Raw genomic sequence first — 17,824 nt, forward strand, 5'->3', positions numbered from 1 at the left:
ACCCTGATGCCTAATTCATTCTTTGCCCTGGATATCCAAAAGCCTTGATTCGTCTGCTGAAATTTTTCGGTTGGTCCATCGTCGCCGTTTTCTGCGGACTGCTCCTGGGTCTGAGCGGCGCTTTTCTTTACCTTAGCCCCGGATTGCCATCCGTGGAGGCGCTGAGAAGTATTCAGTTGCAGATTCCTTTGCGGGTGTACAGCAGCGACAACAAATTGATCGCAGAATTTGGCGAAATGCGCCGCACTCCAATCCGTTTCGCCGACATTCCTCCCAATTTCATCAATGCGTTACTAAGTGCTGAAGACGACAACTTCGCCAACCACTATGGCGTCGATCCCAGCAGCTTGATGCGTGCCGCTACCCAGCTGGTAAAAAGCGGGCACATTCAGTCCGGTGGCAGCACCATCACCATGCAGGTGGCGAAGAATTTCTTCCTGACCAGCGAACGCAGCTTCTCGCGCAAGACCACCGAAATCCTCCTGGCCCTGCAGATCGAACGGCAGCTGACCAAGGACGAGATCCTCGAGCTGTACGTCAACAAGATCTATCTGGGCAACCGCGCCTACGGCATCGAGGCGGCGGCGCAGGTTTATTACGGCAAGTCGATTCGTGACGTCAGCCTGGCACAGATGGCGATGATTGCCGGCCTGCCGAAAGCGCCGTCGCGCTTCAATCCGCTGGCCAACCCGGCCCGTAGCAAGGAGCGTCGCGACTGGATCCTGGGGCGCATGTACAAGCTCGGCAAGATCACCGAAGCCGACTACACCGCTGCGATCAATGAACCACTGAACGCCAGCTACCATGTGCCGACCCCGGAAGTGAACGCACCGTACATCGCCGAAATGGCCCGTGCCGAAATGGTCGGCCGCTATGGCAGCGATGCGTACACCGAAGGCTTCCGCGTCACCACCACGGTGCCGAGCGATTTGCAGGAAATGGCCAACTCCGCGGTTCACGAAGGTTTGATGACCTACGATCAACGGCACGGTTATCGCGGCCCCGAGTCACGCCTGCCGGGTAAAACCCGAGAGGCCTGGACCCTGGAGCTGACCAAGCAGCGGACCATCAGCAGCCTCGAACCGGCAATCGTGACCCAGGTCGACAAGAACGGCGTGCAGGTGCTGACTCGCACCGGTGATGAACACGTCGCCTGGGACAGCATGAAGTGGGCCCGCCCATTCCTGAACACCAACAGCATGGGCGCCAATCCGAAGCAGCCTTCGGACGTCGCGCAGGTCGGCGATCTGATTCGCGTGCAGCGTCAGCCGGACCATTCGCTCAAATTCAGCCAGATCCCACAGGCCCAGGGCGCACTGGTTTCCCTCGATCCGCAGAACGGCGCCATTCGTTCGCTGGTCGGCGGTTTCGCCTTCGAGCAGAGCAACTACAACCGCGCGATGCAGGCCAAGCGTCAGCCGGGTTCGAGCTTCAAGCCGTTCGTCTACAGCGCCGCTCTGGACAACGGCTACACCGCCGCCAGCCTGGTGAACGACGCACCGATCGTGTTCGTCGACGAGTACCTGGACAAGGTCTGGCGCCCGAAGAACGACACCAACACCTTCCTCGGCCCGATCCGCATGCGTGAAGCGCTCTACAAGTCGCGCAACCTGGTTTCGATCCGCCTGCTGCAAGCGCTGGGTGTCGACCGCACTATCGACTACATCAGCAAGTTCGGCTTCAACAAGCAGGACCTGCCGCGCAACCTGTCCCTGGCCCTGGGCACCGCGACCCTGACACCTATGGAAATTGCCACCGGCTGGAGCACCTTCGCCAACGGCGGCTACAAGATCAGCCCGTACATCATCGACAAGATCGAAAGCCGCAATGGCGACACGCTGTTCGTCGCCAATCCGCCGAGCGTCCCAAAAGGCGAAGTAGTCAGCGACGGCATCGCCGTACCGGCCTCCAACACCTTCACGGTCAACGCCACCCCAGGCGAAGCGCCGAGCGCCCAGACAGCGCCACAAACGCCAGCCGTGGCCGAGCGCATCGTCGACGGCCGCACCACCTACATCCTCAACAGCATGCTCGAGGACGTGATCAAACTCGGTACCGGCCGCCGCGCACTGACCTTGGGTCGCAGCGACATCGCGGGCAAGACCGGCACCACCAACGAATCCAAGGACGCCTGGTTCTCCGGCTACAACGCCGATTACGTGACCACCGTCTGGACCGGATTCGACCAACCGGAAAGCCTGGGCAAACGCGAGTTCGGCGGCACCGTCGCCCTGCCGATCTGGATGAACTACATGGGCGCCGCCCTCAAAGGCAGGCCACCCCACACCCAGCCAGAACCCGAAGGCATCCTCAGCCTGCGGGTCGACCCGGTCAGCGGTCGTGCAGCCACCCCAAGCACCCCTGGCGCCTACTTCGAACTGTTCAAGGCCGAAGACACACCACCGTCGGTGAACGAGCTGGGTAACGGCAATGCGCCAGGCAGCCCGTTGCCAGCGGACGAGGCCGCGCCGATCGATTTGTTCTGATCCCGTAGCGCAACGCAAAAGCCCCGCTCTTCTCTGGAAGACGGGGCTTTTTGTTGCGCCTGGAATTTATGCACCGGCTGAAACCAGGGTTGCCTGTCTGGCCGCCTTCGCGAGCAAGCCCGCTTCCACATTGGAATGCATACCCCCGTGGAGCGGGCTTGCTCGCGAAGAGGCCCTCAAAGACACCACAAAAACCGCAGGCAATAAAAAGCCCCGACTCGCGAGAACCGGGGCTTTGTGTTGAAGCGCTACAACGGCTTAGCCGTTGAACACGTCATCCACGCTTTTCAGCGGGTAGTTCTTCGGATACGGCAGGGTCGCCACGCCGGTCTCGATCGCTGCCTTGGCCACGGCATCGGAGATCAGGGTGATCAGACGGGCATCCATTGGTTTCGGAATGATGTATTCACGACCGAATTCCAGTTTGATGCCGCCGTAGGCGTCGCACACTTCCTGAGGCACTGGCAGCTTGGCCAGTTCACGCAGGGCGTTGGCGGCAGCCACTTTCATCTCTTCGTTGATGCGCTTGGCGCGAACGTCCAGGGCACCACGGAAGATGAACGGGAAGCCCAGTACGTTGTTGACCTGGTTCGGGTAGTCCGAACGGCCGGTGGCCATGATCACGTCGTTGCGAGTGGCGTGTGCCAGCTCCGGGGAGATTTCCGGATCCGGGTTCGAGCACGCGAACACGATCGGGTTGGCCGCCATGCGCAGCAGGTTCTCGGCGCTCAGCAGGTTCGGGCCCGACAGACCGACGAATACGTCGGCGCCATCCAGCGCGTCAGCCAGGGTGCGCTTCTCGGTCGCGTGAGCGAACACAGCCTTGTACTGGTTCAGGTCGTCACGGCCGGAGTGGATCACGCCGGTACGGTCAACCATGAAGATGTTTTCGATGTTGGCGCCCATGCTCACCAGCAATTTCATGCAGGAGATGGCGGCAGCACCGGCGCCCAGGCAGACGATCTTGGCTTCCGGCAGGGTTTTGCCAGCGATTTCCAGGGCGTTGATCATGCCGGCGGCGGTCACGATCGCGGTGCCGTGCTGGTCATCGTGGAATACCGGAATGTCGCACTGCTCGATCAGAGCGCGTTCGATCTCAAAGCACTCAGGTGCCTTGATGTCTTCCAGATTGATGCCACCGAAGGTGATGGAGATACGCTTGACGGTGTCGATGAAGGCTTGCGGGCTTTCGGAGTCGACTTCGATGTCGAAAACGTCGATGCCGGCAAAGCGCTTGAACAGAACACCTTTACCTTCCATTACCGGCTTGGAAGCCAATGGGCCGAGGTTACCCAGGCCCAGAATCGCGGTGCCATCGGAAATGACTGCAACCAGGTTGCCTTTGCCGGTGTATTTGTAGGCCAGTTCAGGATCGCGGGCGATTTCGCGTACTGGTTCGGCTACGCCGGGGCTGTAGGCCAGCGACAGGTCGCGGGCGGTAGCGGTGGCCTTGGTGAGCTCGACACTCAGCTTCCCTGGACGGGGATGGGCGTGATATTCGAGAGCGGCAGTTTTCAGATCAGACATATGGGCATTCCGCTTTTTACTGTTGGACAGACGGACCGCCGAGGATACTCGCCTCGCAAAGTCCTCACAAGACTGACCAGTCACCCCTGTCAAGCGCCCGGCCCTACGACTTTGGGCCAAGAGCCACGAAACACAAGGGATAGACTGTTCACAATCAACAGAAAAAATGTCTACAATTTTTTCTTACGGCATCGCCTGCAACATCGCCGGATCGGTCAGCGGCAGAAGCCAGCGCGCCTGCCCCGGCTTCAGGCCGCCACGGCGGGAACGATCCACCACCCAGCCACGAGCCTCGATCTGCCTGCCTTTGAGCTGTTCAAGCGACGCGCCATCGAATTGCTCCAGCATATTGGGTGCAACCCGCAATACAACCGATTCCTGCAACTCGATCCAAACCCCGCCGCGATTGCGCTGAACCTTGCTCACACGGCCACTGAGCACGGCGAAGCCGGACGCGCTGATCTGCTCCGCTTTCAGTACAGGTGATTGTCGCCATAGCCCGAGGCCGGCCTGACGAGCACTGCGTTCCGCCGCTTGCTGACAACCGGCCAAATCGACGTTCGGTGCCACCGCCACCTGAAAACCGAGGCCTTCAGCGAGCATCTGCGCTTCAAGGTTGGCGCCATCGACGCTGTAGACATGGGCCAGGGTACGGCCGTAATGGTCCTTGCTTTCTTTACCCGGCAGCAAACCGACCCGCCCGTCGCTGGCGGCCACCAGGGCTTCCAGGCGTTTGCGCGCAGCCACGGCAAACGGCTCGTCGGAACGGCCCTGCTTGCCCAGCTCTGGCGTGTTCAAACCGATCATGCGCACACTGCGGCCATCGCGCAGGCGCAAGGTGTCGCCATCCACCACCCGCTGCACCACAACCGGCGTCAGCCCGCTCGGCACCGGGCAGAAAGCCTGGGCACCGGAAAGCCAAATCGCAGACACAAAAAAGGCGCCCGCAAGGGACGCCTTTTTCATCAGTCTGGAGAAGCCGAAACGACTTTCCAAAATGATCGGCCTTAGGCCTTTTTCGGGCCAAAAGCACCGAAACGATCGGCGAACTTCTGAACACGGCCGCCGGTATCCAGAGTCTTCTGCTTACCGGTGTAGAACGGGTGGCATTCGTTGCAAACGTCGATCGACAGAGGCTTGGCGAAAGTCGAACGGGTTTCGAACTTGTTGCCGCAGCTGCAAGTTACGGCAACTGCTGGGTATTCTGGATGGATATCGGCTTTCATGGTGTTTTCCTCAGGCTAGCGTGCCGCCACCCAACACTATTGTTGAATACCGCACGTAATTAGGCCGCGGATTCTACCAGACCTTTGCAAACACGCAAGCTGTCACTGAGTCCGACCGTCTGCTAGGCTCCCGACCCAAGTCGCCGTCCCACAGGGTATGCGCCAGCCTTTCATTCATTGCCCGCCCAAAGAGATCCCCCCGCGTGCCCGACGCCATTCTGCGCCTCGCCCTGCCTTCGCCCCTGCGCCGCCTGTTCGACTACCGCGCTCCGGCCGGAGTCCTGCGCGCCCAGCTACACCCGGGCATGCGTTTGCGGGTGCCGTTCGGGCGGCGGGAGATGATCGGCATTCTGGTGGAGGTCACCGATCACAGCGAAGTCCCGGCGGAAAAGCTCAAACCGGCCCTGGCCCTGCTCGATGCCGTGCCGCCGCTGCCGCCCGCGCTGTTCAAGCTGTGCCTGTGGACTTCCCAGTATTACCAGCACAGCCTCGGCGACACGTTGAGCTGGGCGCTGCCGGTGTTGCTGCGTCAGGGCGAACTCGCCGAAGCACGCCAGGAGCGTTTCTGGTCCGCCGCGCCCGGCGCCAGCCTCGATGATCCGCGCATCGCCCGCGCACCGCGACAGCGTGAAGCCCTGGCGACCCTGGCCCAGCACCCACACGGCGTCGCCCATCAGTTGCTGAGCAAACTGATGCTGAGCAAAGACAGCCTCGACCTGTTGCTGGCCAAAGATCTGGTTCAGGTAGACATCCGCAAACACGCCCCCGGCGCTCGCCACGAGCATTGGCTGGCGCAACCGGAATTGCCGCTCAACCCCGAGCAGCGCGCCGCTTATGAAGCGATTCGCGCCGGGTTCGACAGTTATCACGCGTTTTTGCTGGCCGGCGTCACCGGCAGCGGCAAGACCGAAGTCTATTTGCAGCTGATCCGCGAAACCCTCGAGGCCGGCAAGCAAGCCCTGGTGCTGATCCCGGAGATCAACCTCGGCCCGCAAACCCTGGCGCGCTTCGAACAACGCTTCAATGCGCGCATCGCGCTGATCCACTCGGCGGTCAACGACCGCGAGCGCCTGGACGCCTGGCTGGCGGCACGGGATGGCGAGGCCGACATTATTATTGGCACCCGTTCGGCGCTGTTCACGCCGATGAAGAACCCCGGCCTGATCATCATCGATGAAGAGCACGATGGTTCCTATAAGCAGCAGGAAGGCCTGCGCTACCACGCCCGCGACCTGGCACTGGTTCGCGCCCGGCAGGAAAACATCCCGATTGTCCTCGGTTCCGCCACGCCTTCGCTGGAAAGCCTGCAAAATGCCTACACCGGTCGTTACGGCCTCTTACGCCTGAATGAGCGGGCCGGTGGCGCCAAACAGCCACGCTTCCTGCGTCTGGACGTGAAAAGTCGCCCACTGGACAGCGGCATTTCCGGGCCGATGCAGCAAGCCATCGGTCAGACCCTCGCCGCCGGCCAGCAGGTTCTGGTGTTCCTCAACCGCCGAGGATTCGCCCCGACGCTGCTCTGCCACGACTGTGGCTGGATGTCCGAATGCCAGCGCTGCGACGCGCGCATGACCGTGCACCAGCGCTCGGGCGAACTGCGCTGCCACCATTGTGGCTATGTCGAACGAGTGCCTCGGCATTGCCCGAAGTGCGGCAAGGTCGATTTGCGACCGGTGGGCGCCGGTACCGAGCGCGCCGAGGAACGCCTGGGGATTCTGTTCCCGGATGTCCCGGTGCTGCGGGTCGACCGCGACAGCACCTCGCGCAAAGACGCGATGAATCAGTTGTTCGCGACCATCCAGAAAGGCCAGCCGTGCATTCTGGTCGGCACACAGATGCTTGCCAAAGGGCACCACTTTCCTCGAGTGACCCTGGTGTCGATTCTCGATGCCGACGGCGGCCTGTTCTCCGGCGACTTCCGCGCCAGCGAGCGCATGGCGCAGTTGATCGTTCAGGTCGCCGGGCGCGCGGGGCGGGCCGAAGAGCCGGGCAAAGTGATCATCCAGACGCACCTGGCGGACCACCCGCTGCTGGTGCAGTTGACCGAACAGGGCTATTTCGCCTTTGCCGAACAGGCGTTGAGTGAACGCCGCTCCGCCGGGCTGCCGCCGTTTGCGCATCTTGCGTTGCTGCGGGCCGAAGCACACAAACCGGGGCAGGCCGAAGGCTTCCTCGATGAGGCGTGTAGCGAGGCCGAGCGCCTGTTAGCGGAGCAAAACCTGACCGGTATCGAATTGCTGGGGCCGGTGCCGGCGCCGATGGAACGCCGGGCCGGGCGTTATCGCGCGCAGTTGTTGCTGCAAGCCACGGCCCGGGCGCCGTTGCATCGATTGCTGAGCAGTTGGTTGCTGGCTTTGGAGCAGATGCCGAGCGGGCGGGCGGTGCGCTGGTCTCTGGATGTCGACCCGGTCGATTTGTATTGATTTCAAAATCGCCATCGCGAGCAGGCTCGCTCCCACGATGGGTCTGTGGTGTTCATTGGTTTTGTGATCAACGCCTATCCCCTGTGGGAGCGAGCCTGCTCGCGATGGGTGCCGAATAGTCACCACATATCCATAACCTGCCCGCTATAGTTGGCAAGCTCGTCTTCGCAACGGATAATGCCCAGTTTTTCCACCAGCGCATTGAAGCGCCGCCGCGCTTGCGGTCGAAAGAGAAGACCATGAAAGACACCATTCGCCAGCTGATCCAACAAGCCATCACCCAACTCGTCAACGAAGGTGTGTTGCCTGAAGGCCTGTCGCCGGCGATCCAGGTGGAAAACTCCCGTGACAAGACTCACGGCGACTTCGCCAGCAACATTGCGATGATGCTGGCCAAGCCGGCCGGCATGAAACCCCGCGACCTGGCCGAGAAAATCATCGCGGCGCTGCCGGCTGACGAGAACGTCACCAAAACCGAAATCGCCGGCCCTGGCTTCCTGAACTTCTTCCAGAACACCCAAGCCCTGGCGACCCGTCTGGACGCGGCCCTGGCCGACGACCACATCGGCGTGCGCAAGGCCGGTCCGGCGCAGCGCACCGTCGTCGACCTGTCGGCGCCGAACCTGGCCAAAGAGATGCACGTCGGCCACTTGCGCTCGACCATCATCGGCGACGGCGTGGCCAGGGTTCTGGAATTCCTCGGTGACGCTGTGATCCGTCAGAACCACGTCGGCGACTGGGGCACCCAGTTCGGCATGCTGATGGCTTATCTGCAGGAAAACCCGATCACCAGCGACGAGCTGTCGGATCTGGAAAACTTCTACCGCGCCGCCAAACAGCGTTTCGACGAATCCGCAGAGTTCGCTGATCGCGCCCGCGGTCTGGTGGTCAAGCTGCAAGCCGGCGATCCAGACTGCCTGGCGCTGTGGACCAAGTTCAAAGACATCTCGCTGTCGCACTGCCAGAAAATCTACGAACTGCTGAACGTCAAACTGACCATGGCCGACGTGATGGGCGAAAGCGCCTACAACGACGACCTGATCAACGTGGTCAACGACCTCAAGGCCGCTGGCCTGCTGGTCGAGAGCAACGGCGCCCAGTGCGTGTTCCTCGATGAATTCAAGAACGCCGACGGCGACCCGCTGCCGGTGATCATCGTCAAGGCCGATGGCGGTTACCTCTACGCCACCACCGACCTGGCGGCCGTGCGCTACCGCAGCGGCGTGCTCAAGGCTGATCGCGCACTGTATTTCGTCGACCAGCGCCAGGCCCTGCACTTCCAGCAAGTGTTCCAGGTCGCGCGCCTGGCCGGCTTCGTGACGCACCCGATGGAAATGGAACACATGGGCTTCGGCACCATGAACGGCGCCGATGGTCGTCCGTTCAAGACACGTGACGGCGGCACCGTGAAGCTGATCGACCTGCTGATCGAAGCCCAGGAGCGCGCCTACACGCTGGTGAAGGAGAAGAACCCGGAGCTGGCCGAAGACGAGTTGCGCAATATCGCCAAGGTCGTGGGCATTGGCGCGGTGAAATACGCCGACCTGTCCAAGCACCGCACCAGCGACTACAGCTTCAACTTCGACCTGATGCTGAACTTCGAAGGCAATACCGCGCCATACCTGCTGTACGCCTACACCCGTGTGGCTGGCGTGTTCCGCAAACTCGGCAAGGACTTCAGCGAAGTCGAAGGGCAGATCGTCCTCGAAGCGCCGCACGAGCATGAGCTGGCAGCGAAACTGGCGCAGTTCGGCGAAATTCTGAATAACGTGTCCGACAAAGGCACGCCGCACATCCTCTGCACTTACCTGTACGATGTGGCCGGCCTGTTCTCCAGCTTCTACGAGAACTGCCCGATACTCGGCGCCGACACCCCGGCGCAAATGCAGAGTCGTCTGCGCCTCGCCGCGCTGACCGGCCGCACTCTCAAGCAGGGCCTGGAACTCTTGGGTCTGGAAACTCTGGAGCGTATGTAAGTTGGCTGCCAAGAAAAAACCTGCACCCAAGCGTGGCGCCAGCCGTTACCAAGCTCCTGCAAAGCAACCGATCCCGGGTTGGCTGTGGATGGCCATCGGCCTGACGGTCGGTGCGTTCATTGTGTTCCTGATGAAGCTGGAGCCGGGCAAGGGCAGCGATACCGTCAAGCGTGAGAAGATCGAGCAGCAGAAAGCCACCAAGATCGCCGAGGCCAACAAGACCCCGCCGAGCCCGACGCAACCGGTGAAGCCGAAGTACGACTTCTACACCTTGCTGCCGGAATCGGAAGTGATCGTGCCGCCGGACGCGGTGCCGGAGAAAACCCTGCCGACGCCACAAGTGCCGGCCATTCCGACCACGCCGGTGACGCCTGCGGAAGCGGCGAAGATCGACACTGCCCGGGCTCAAGCGGCATTGGCCGGTATCACCCCGCCGCCAGCGCCACCGGTGGCAAAAGCTGCGCCGGTGACCAAGTTCTTCCTGCAGGCCGGTTCGTTCCGCAAGGAAGCCGATGCCGACAAGGTTCGTGCGCAGATCATCCTGCTGGGGCAAGCCGTGGCGGTTGAATCCGGCACCGTGAAGGACGAGACCTGGTACCGGGTGCTGGTCGGTCCGTTCAGCAACCGCGAACAGCTGACCACCGCCCAGAAACAACTGGCTGGCAGCGGCTTCAGCAACCTGTTGTTACAACAACGCCAGAGCCGCTGACCTTCCACTGATCGTTCCCACGCTCTGCGTGGGAATGCCTCTGGGGACGCTCCGCGTCCAGTGACGCGGAGCGTCACGGGCTGCATTCCCACGCAGAGCGTGGGAACGATCGATCAGACAACATCCCATCCCCGCCCTACACCGCTCGTCCCCCGCCGCGCCCTACAGTTGAAAAACGCTCCACCACCCCCATATGGGTTGGCATAAGGCATTTTCGCCCCGCTGCGTGGAGACTCTCCCTTGACCACCATCGTTTCAGTTCGCCGCCACGGCAAAGTCGTCATGGGCGGCGACGGCCAGGTTTCGCTCGGCAATACCGTGATGAAAGGCAACGCGAAAAAAGTTCGCCGCCTGTACCACGGCCAGGTTATCGCTGGTTTTGCCGGAGCCACCGCTGACGCCTTCACCCTCTTCGAGCGTTTCGAAGGCCAACTCGAGAAACATCAGGGCCATCTGGTGCGCGCCGCCGTCGAACTCGCCAAAGAGTGGCGCACCGACCGCTCCCTCAGCCGCCTCGAAGCCATGCTCGCGGTCGCCAACAAAGACGCCTCCCTGATCATCACCGGCAACGGCGACGTGGTCGAGCCCGAAGAAGGCCTGATCGCCATGGGTTCCGGCGGCGGCTACGCCCAGGCCGCAGCCAGCGCGCTGCTGAAAAAAACCGACCTGTCGGCCCGGGAAATCGTCGAAACCGCTTTGGGCATCGCTGGCGACATCTGCGTGTTCACCAACCACAACATCACCATCGAGGAGCAGGATCTCGCTGATTAAGCCTGTTTCGGCCTAGCGCCACGGCTCACTTTTGCTTGAGGACCGCCAATTACTATGCCCATGACCCCCCGTGAAATCGTCCACGAACTCAATCGCCATATCATCGGCCAGGACGATGCCAAACGCGCCGTCGCCATTGCCTTGCGCAACCGCTGGCGCCGGATGCAACTGCCCGAAGAGCTGCGCGTCGAAGTCACCCCCAAGAACATCCTGATGATCGGCCCGACCGGTGTCGGTAAAACCGAGATTGCCCGTCGCCTGGCCAAACTCGCCAACGCGCCGTTCATCAAAGTCGAAGCGACCAAATTCACCGAAGTGGGCTACGTCGGCCGCGACGTCGAATCGATCATTCGTGATCTGGCCGACGCCGCGATCAAGCTGCTGCGCGAACAGGAAATGACCAAGGTGCGCCACCGCGCCGAAGACGCCGCCGAAGAGCGCATCCTCGACGCTTTGCTGCCACCGGCACGCATGGGCTTCAGCAACGAGGATGCCGCACCGTCCCAGGATTCCAATACCCGTCAGCTGTTCCGCAAACGCCTGCGTGAAGGCCAGCTGGATGACAAGGAGATCGAAATCGAAGTGGCCGAAGTGACCGGCGTCGATATCTCCGCGCCACCGGGCATGGAAGAAATGACCAACCAGTTGCAGAGCCTGTTCGCCAACATGGGCAAGGGCAAGCGCAAAAACCGCAAGCTCAAGGTCAAGGAAGCGCTGAAACTGGTTCGCGACGAAGAAGCCGGTCGCCTGGTCAACGAAGAAGAATTGAAGGCCAAGGCCCTGGAAGCCGTCGAACAGCACGGCATCGTGTTCATCGATGAAATCGACAAGGTCGCCAAGCGTGGCAACTCCGGCGGCGTCGATGTTTCCCGTGAAGGCGTGCAGCGCGACTTGCTGCCGCTGATCGAAGGCTGCACCGTCAACACCAAGCTGGGCATGGTCAAGACCGACCACATCCTGTTCATCGCCTCCGGTGCGTTCCATCTGAGCAAGCCGAGCGATCTGGTGCCCGAGCTGCAAGGTCGCCTGCCGATTCGAGTCGAACTCAAGGCCCTGAGTCCGGAAGATTTCGAGCGCATCCTCAGCGAGCCGCATGCATCGCTCACCGAGCAGTATTGTGCATTGCTGAAAACCGAAGGCCTGCTCATCGAATTCCTGCCGGACGGCATCAAGCGTCTCGCCGAGATCGCCTGGCAGGTCAACGAGAAGACCGAAAACATCGGCGCCCGTCGCCTGCACACCCTGCTCGAGCGTCTGCTCGAAGAGGTGTCGTTCAGCGCCGGCGATCTGGCCAGCACCCACGAGGACAAGCCGATCCTGATCGACGCCGACTACGTCAACAGCCACCTGGGCGAATTGGCGCAGAACGAAGACCTGTCCCGTTATATCCTGTAGGTCTCAATCTGTGTGAGCGGGCTTCTGTGGCGAGGGAGCTTGCTCCCGCTGGGTCGCGAAGCCGCCCCAAAAGTCAGTGAATGCGGTCTACCAGACAGACCACATTCACCGAATTTACGGCTGCTGCGCAGCCGAGCGGGAGCAAGCTCCCTCGCCACAGGTCACCCGTCGACACAGGGCCTTCATACAGACGGAAGATCGGCCCCATGACGACCCAACTCCCCACCGACATCAAACTGCACAAAGCCTCGAAAACCCTGACGCTCAAATACGCGTCCGGCGAGGAATATCACCTGCCCGCCGAGTTCCTTCGCGTGCACTCTCCTTCCGCCGAGGTCCAGGGCCATGGCAAACCTATCCTGCAATTTGGCAAGATCGGCGTAGGCCTGAGCAAAGTTGAACCGGCGGGTCAGTACGCACTGAAATTGACCTTCGACGACGGCCACGACAGCGGCCTGTTCACTTGGGAATATCTGTACCAGCTGGCCGTGCGCCAAGAAGATCTCTGGAGTGATTATCTTGCGGAACTCAAAGCGGCTGGAAAGACCCGTGACCCGAATGAATCCATCGTCAAGCTGATGCTCTAGGTCAGGCCTCGGGGTATTTAGAGGGCATTTTCTAATTCCATCTGTTTGAATGCTTGGCTGCCGGGCCAACGATTGGCCCGCTTGCGAAAAAAATTAAACTCGGGTAACCAATGGAGCTGGCAAGTTCCGTGCATTTGTAGCTATGCGCAATTAACGGTCACCCGAGCAGTAGTACCTGGCGTTTGCTGTGTGACTACACAGCTGGGCTCAGGTACTCGCCTCAGGACAATGGAGCGTCGTAGATGAGTAACAAGCAAAACGATGACCTGAAATTCCAGGCTTCAGAAAATACCTTGGGACTGAATCCTGTTGTTGGGCTGCGTAGAAAGGATCTACTGGGTTCCGCTCGAATGGTGCTGACCCAGGCCATCAGGCAACCCATCCACAGTGCCAGACACGTCGCCCATTTCGGCATCGAACTCAAGAACGTGCTGCTCGGAAAATCCGAGCTCCGACCGCAAAGCGATGACCGTCGCTTCCTCGACCCGGCCTGGAGTCAGAACCCGCTCTACAAACGTTATTTGCAAACTTATCTGGCATGGCGCAAGGAACTTCACGCCTGGATCGATGACAGCAACCTCTCGCCCAAGGACGTCGCTCGCGGGCATTTCGTGGTCAATCTGATGACCGAAGCCATGGCCCCGACCAACACGGCGGCCAACCCGGCGGCAGTCAAACGCTTCTTCGAAACCGGTGGGAAAAGCCTGCTCGATGGCCTCTCCCACCTGGCCAAGGACCTGGTACACAACGGCGGCATGCCAAGCCAGGTCAACATGGGCGCATTCGAAGTCGGCAAGAGCCTGGGCGTGACCGAAGGCGCGGTGGTCTTTCGCAACGACGTGCTGGAGCTGATCCAGTACCGGCCGATCACCGAGCAAGTGCATGAGCGCCCACTGCTGGTGGTGCCGCCGCAGATCAACAAGTTCTATGTTTTCGACCTGAGCCCGGACAAGAGCCTGGCGCGTTTCTGCCTGCGCAACAACGTGCAGACGTTCATCGTCAGCTGGCGCAACCCGACCAAGGAGCAACGCGAGTGGGGTCTGTCGACCTACATCGAAGCGCTCAAGGAAGCAGTCGACGTGGTCACTGCGATCACCGGCAGTAAAGATGTGAACATGCTCGGTGCATGCTCCGGCGGCATCACCTGCACCGCCCTGCTGGGTCACTACGCAGCGATCGGCGAGAAGAAGGTCAACGCCCTGACGCTGCTGGTCAGCGTGCTCGACACCACCCTCGACAGCGACGTGGCCCTGTTCGTCGACGAGCAAACCCTCGAAGCCGCCAAGCGCCATTCCTACCAGGCCGGTGTGCTGGAAGGTCGCGACATGGCGAGAGTCTTCGCCTGGATGCGCCCCAACGACCTGATCTGGAACTACTGGGTCAACAACTACCTGTTGGGCAACGAGCCACCGGTTTTCGACATTCTGTTCTGGAACAACGACACCACCCGGTTGCCGGCGGCGTTCCACGGCGACCTGATCGAGATGTTCAAAAACAACCCATTGATCCGCCCCGATGCACTGGAAGTGTGCGGCACACCGATCGACCTCAAGCAGGTGACTGCCGACATCTTTTCCCTGGCCGGCACCAACGATCACATCACCCCGTGGAAGTCCTGCTACAAATCCGCGCAGCTGTTCGGTGGCAAGGTAGAGTTCGTGCTGTCCAGCAGCGGGCATATCCAGAGCATCCTGAACCCGCCGGGCAATCCGAAAGCGCGCTACATGACCAGCACCGAGATGCCGGTCAAGGCCGAGGACTGGATGGAAAACTCCACCAAGCACACCGACTCCTGGTGGTTGCATTGGCAGGCGTGGCAGGCCGAGCGTTCGGGCAAACTGAAGAAATCCCCCGCCAGCCTTGGCAACAAGGCCTATCCCGCAGGTGAGGCGTCGCCGGGCACTTACGTGCATGAACGTTGAGCTTCCAATAACTCGCAGTCCGCGGCACTGGGAGGTGCCGCGATCTCAATCAATCACCCTTGAGGCCAGCCTCGAATATTCTGCGACGGCCCGGGACGGCTGGATCAGCGTTTAAAACCTACAGGGCTTCGTGCATGCCGCAACCGTTCATATTTCGTACCGTCAACCTGGATGGCCAGACCCTCCGCACCGCGGTACGCCCCGGCAAGCCTCACTTGACGCCCTTGCTGATTTTCAACGGCATCGGTGCCAACCTGGAGCTGATATTTCCGTTCGTCCAGGCGCTGGATCCGGACCTGGAAGTCATCGCCTTCGACGTACCCGGTGTCGGCGGCTCATCGACTCCCAACCGCCCGTATCGATTCTCGGGTCTGGCGAAACTCACGGCGCGAATGCTCGACTATCTCGATTACGGGCAGGTCAATGTCATCGGCGTGTCGTGGGGTGGCGCTCTGGCGCAGCAATTTGCCCATGACTATCCCGAGCGCTGCAAGAAGCTGGTGCTGGCGGCCACGGCTGCCGGCGCCGTGATGGTTCCGGGCAAGCCGAAAGTGCTGTGGATGATGGCCAGCCCACGGCGCTACGTCCAGCCATCCCATGTGATCCGCATCGCACCGATGATCTATGGCGGCTCGTTCCGTCGCGATCCGACCCTGGCTGCCAGTCATGCCGCCAGGGTCCGTTCGGCAGGCAAACTCGGCTACTACTGGCAGCTGTTCGCCGGCCTCGGTTGGACCAGCATTCACTGGCTGCACAAGATCCACCAACCCACTCTGGTGCTGGCCGGCGACGACGACCCACTGATCCCGCTGATCAATATGCGCATGCTGGCCTGGCGAATTCCCAACGCCCAACTGCACATCATCGACGACGGGCATCTGTTTCTGATTACCCGGGCCGAAGCGGTGGCACCGATCATCATGAAATTTCTCGAGGAGGAACGTCAGCGCGCAGTGATGCATCCGCACCCTGCGCCATCGGGTGGTTAACCGACTCCGGCTTTTATTTATGAAAAGGGGTCGGCAGGAGGCCAGGCCGCGCAACATCCCGCAACAGCGTCTATGGTGTTTTGTTCGGCGTGTCTGTTTTTGGCCTGATGACGAAGGAGTGTTGACTCATGCGCGACAAACCAGCGAAGGGCTCTTTGCCCACTCCCGCTGCATTCATCAACGCACAGAGTGCGGTTACCGGTCTGCGCGGCCGGGACTTGCTTTCGACCATGCGCAGCCTCGCCACCCACGGCCTGCGCAACCCGGTGTATACGGCCCGGCATGCCTTGAAGCTGGGCGGCCAACTGGGCCGCGTGCTGCTGGGTGAAACCCTGCACCCGATCAACCCGCAGGACAATCGCTTTGCCGATCCGGCGTGGAGCCTCAATCCTTTTTATCGCCGCAGCTTGCAGGCTTATCTGAGCTGGCAGAAAGAGGTCAAGAACTGGATCGACGAAAGCAACCTGAGCCCGGACGATCGCGCCCGCGCCCACTTTGCCTTTACCTTGATCAACGACGCCGTGGCACCGTCCAACACCTTGCTCAATCCGCTGGCGATCAAGGAGATATTCAACTCTGGCGGCCACAGTCTGGTGCGGGGTGTCGGCCATCTTCTCGACGACCTCCTGCACAACCACGGCCTGCCCAGGCAAGTCACCAAACAAGCATTCGAGGTGGGCAAAACGGTCGCCACCACCACCGGTTCCGTGGTGTTTCGCAATGAGCTGCTGGAGCTGATCCAGTACAAGCCAATGAGCGAAAAACAGTATGCCAAGCCGTTGCTGATCGTGCCGCCACAGATCAACAAGTTCTACATTTTCGACTTGAGCCCCAACAACAGCTTCGTCCAGTTCGCCCTTAAGAACGGCTTGCAGACGTTCATTATCAGCTGGCGCAATCCCGATGTGCGTCATCGCGAATGGGGGCTGTCGTCTTACGTCGAAGCCGCCGAAGAAGCGATGAATGTGTGCCGGGCGATCACCGGCGCTCGCGAGGTCAACCTGATGGGGGCCTGCGCCGGCGGGCTGACCATCGCCGCGCTGCAAGGGCATTTGCAGGCCAAGCGGCAGCTGCGGCGGGTGTCCAGCGCGACCTACCTGGTCAGCCTGCTCGACAGTCAGATAGACAGCCCCGCAACTCTTTTCGCCGACGAGCAGACACTGGAAGCGGCCAAGCGCCGCTCGTACCAGAAGGGCGTGCTGGAAGGTCGTGACATGGCCAGGGTTTTTGCCTGGATGCGCCCCAACGATTTGATCTGGAATTACTTCGTCAATAACTACCTGCTGGGCAAGGAGCCGGCGGCGTTCGACATCCTCTACTGGAACAACGACAACACGCGCCTGCCGGCAGCGTTTCATGGTGATCTGCTGGACTTTTTCAAGCACAACCCGCTGAGTCATCCGGGCGGGCTGGAAGTGTGCGGCACACCGATTGACCTGCAGAAAGTCACCGTCGACAGTTTCAGCGTGGCCGGCATCAACGATCACATCACCCCCTGGGATGCGGTGTATCGCTCGACATTGCTGCTGGGTGGCGAACGGCGCTTCGTGCTGTCCAACAGCGGTCATGTGCAGAGCATTCTCAACCCGCCCCACAATCCGAAAGCCAACTACGTCGAGAACCCGAAAATGAGCAGCGACCCGCGAGCCTGGTATTACGATGCCAAGCGCGCCGACGGCAGTTGGTGGACGCAATGGCTGGGCTGGATTCAGGAACGCTCTGGCGCACAACGCGAAACCCTGATGACCCTCGGCAACCAGAACTACCCACCGATGGAGGCAGCACCCGGTACTTACGTGCGCGTGCGCTGACG

General features: G+C 61.0%; 13 protein-coding genes. 10 read left to right on the top strand and 3 right to left on the bottom strand.

Annotated features, from left to right (window positions below; translation table 11 throughout):
- Positions 1 to 47 precede the first annotated feature (47 nt).
- Entirely contained in the window at positions 48 to 2,486 is a 2,439-nt protein-coding gene (locus LOY38_RS27615; RefSeq protein WP_408980647.1) for a penicillin-binding protein 1A, read from the top strand.
- A gap of 258 nt (positions 2,487 to 2,744) precedes the next feature.
- Here the strand turns inward: LOY38_RS27615 and LOY38_RS27620 are convergent, their stop codons facing one another.
- The 3 genes from LOY38_RS27620 to rpmE all read right to left on the bottom strand — a co-directional run bounded on the left by LOY38_RS27620 (position 2,745) and on the right by rpmE (position 5,239).
- Positions 2,745 to 4,013 carry a malic enzyme-like NAD(P)-binding protein gene (locus LOY38_RS27620; protein WP_258697937.1) on the bottom strand — a complete coding sequence of 423 codons (1,269 nt, stop codon included), beginning with the start codon at positions 4,011 to 4,013 and terminating at the stop codon, positions 2,745 to 2,747.
- A 183-nt stretch (positions 4,014 to 4,196) separates the two neighbouring features.
- Positions 4,197 to 4,979 (bottom strand): thermonuclease family protein, encoded by a 783-nt coding sequence (locus tag LOY38_RS27625; RefSeq protein ID WP_258700802.1) that lies wholly within the window; start codon positions 4,977 to 4,979, stop codon positions 4,197 to 4,199.
- A gap of 41 nt (positions 4,980 to 5,020) precedes the next feature.
- A complete protein-coding gene (gene rpmE / locus LOY38_RS27630; protein WP_258697938.1) occupies positions 5,021 to 5,239 on the bottom strand; it encodes a 50S ribosomal protein L31 in 219 nt (72 codons plus the stop codon).
- Between the two features lie 203 nt (positions 5,240 to 5,442).
- Between rpmE and LOY38_RS27635 the strand changes: the two genes are divergently transcribed.
- The 9 genes from LOY38_RS27635 to phaC (LOY38_RS27675) all read left to right on the top strand — a co-directional run bounded on the left by LOY38_RS27635 (position 5,443) and on the right by phaC (LOY38_RS27675) (position 17,822).
- Complete coding sequence (locus LOY38_RS27635; protein ID WP_258697939.1) at positions 5,443 to 7,662, top strand: primosomal protein N'; 2,220 nt, start codon at positions 5,443 to 5,445, stop codon at positions 7,660 to 7,662.
- A gap of 239 nt (positions 7,663 to 7,901) precedes the next feature.
- Positions 7,902 to 9,638: an arginine--tRNA ligase gene (gene argS / locus LOY38_RS27640; protein ID WP_258697940.1), complete on the top strand. Its 1,737-nt coding sequence runs from the start codon at positions 7,902 to 7,904 to the stop codon at positions 9,636 to 9,638.
- A 1-nt stretch (position 9,639) separates the two neighbouring features.
- Positions 9,640 to 10,347, top strand: a complete 708-nt coding sequence (locus LOY38_RS27645; protein ID WP_030129222.1) for an SPOR domain-containing protein — start codon at positions 9,640 to 9,642, stop codon at positions 10,345 to 10,347.
- Between the two features lie 240 nt (positions 10,348 to 10,587).
- Positions 10,588 to 11,118: an ATP-dependent protease subunit HslV gene (gene hslV / locus LOY38_RS27650; protein WP_258697941.1), complete on the top strand. Its 531-nt coding sequence runs from the start codon at positions 10,588 to 10,590 to the stop codon at positions 11,116 to 11,118.
- 54 nt (positions 11,119 to 11,172) lie between these two features.
- On the top strand, positions 11,173 to 12,513 hold the full coding sequence (gene hslU, locus LOY38_RS27655; RefSeq protein WP_258697942.1) for an ATP-dependent protease ATPase subunit HslU: 1,341 nt from the start codon (positions 11,173 to 11,175) through the stop codon (positions 12,511 to 12,513).
- 206 nt (positions 12,514 to 12,719) lie between these two features.
- Positions 12,720 to 13,100, top strand: a complete 381-nt coding sequence (locus LOY38_RS27660; protein WP_258697943.1) for a DUF971 domain-containing protein — start codon at positions 12,720 to 12,722, stop codon at positions 13,098 to 13,100.
- A 242-nt stretch (positions 13,101 to 13,342) separates the two neighbouring features.
- Positions 13,343 to 15,022 (top strand): class II poly(R)-hydroxyalkanoic acid synthase, encoded by a 1,680-nt coding sequence (gene phaC, locus LOY38_RS27665; protein ID WP_258697944.1) that lies wholly within the window; start codon positions 13,343 to 13,345, stop codon positions 15,020 to 15,022.
- 134 nt (positions 15,023 to 15,156) lie between these two features.
- Entirely contained in the window at positions 15,157 to 16,011 is an 855-nt protein-coding gene (gene phaZ / locus LOY38_RS27670; RefSeq protein WP_258697945.1) for a poly(3-hydroxyalkanoate) depolymerase, read from the top strand.
- Positions 16,012 to 16,139: 128 nt separating this feature from the next.
- A complete protein-coding gene (phaC, locus tag LOY38_RS27675) occupies positions 16,140 to 17,822 on the top strand; it encodes a class II poly(R)-hydroxyalkanoic acid synthase (protein ID WP_258697946.1) in 1,683 nt (560 codons plus the stop codon).
- Positions 17,823 to 17,824 lie beyond the last annotated feature (2 nt).

It is taken from the genome of Pseudomonas sp. B21-015, assembly GCF_024749285.1.
In the GTDB taxonomy this organism is placed as follows: domain Bacteria; phylum Pseudomonadota; class Gammaproteobacteria; order Pseudomonadales; family Pseudomonadaceae; genus Aquipseudomonas.

Excerpts from the sequence above, each read along its gene's own strand:
- LOY38_RS27620 (WP_258697937.1), bottom strand. The coding sequence starts at position 4,013 with ATGTCTGATCTGAAAACTGCCGCTCTCGAATATCACGCCCATCCCCGT.
- LOY38_RS27625 (WP_258700802.1), bottom strand. The coding sequence starts at position 4,979 with ATGAAAAAGGCGTCCCTTGCGGGCGCCTTTTTTGTGTCTGCGATTTGG.
- rpmE (WP_258697938.1), bottom strand. The coding sequence starts at position 5,239 with ATGAAAGCCGATATCCATCCAGAATACCCAGCAGTTGCCGTAACTTGC.
- argS (WP_258697940.1), top strand. The coding sequence starts at position 7,902 with ATGAAAGACACCATTCGCCAGCTGATCCAACAAGCCATCACCCAACTC.
- hslU (WP_258697942.1), top strand. The coding sequence starts at position 11,173 with ATGCCCATGACCCCCCGTGAAATCGTCCACGAACTCAATCGCCATATC.
- LOY38_RS27660 (WP_258697943.1), top strand. The coding sequence starts at position 12,720 with ATGACGACCCAACTCCCCACCGACATCAAACTGCACAAAGCCTCGAAA.
- phaC (WP_258697944.1), top strand. The coding sequence starts at position 13,343 with ATGAGTAACAAGCAAAACGATGACCTGAAATTCCAGGCTTCAGAAAAT.
- phaZ (WP_258697945.1), top strand. The coding sequence starts at position 15,157 with ATGCCGCAACCGTTCATATTTCGTACCGTCAACCTGGATGGCCAGACC.
- phaC (WP_258697946.1), top strand. The coding sequence starts at position 16,140 with ATGCGCGACAAACCAGCGAAGGGCTCTTTGCCCACTCCCGCTGCATTC.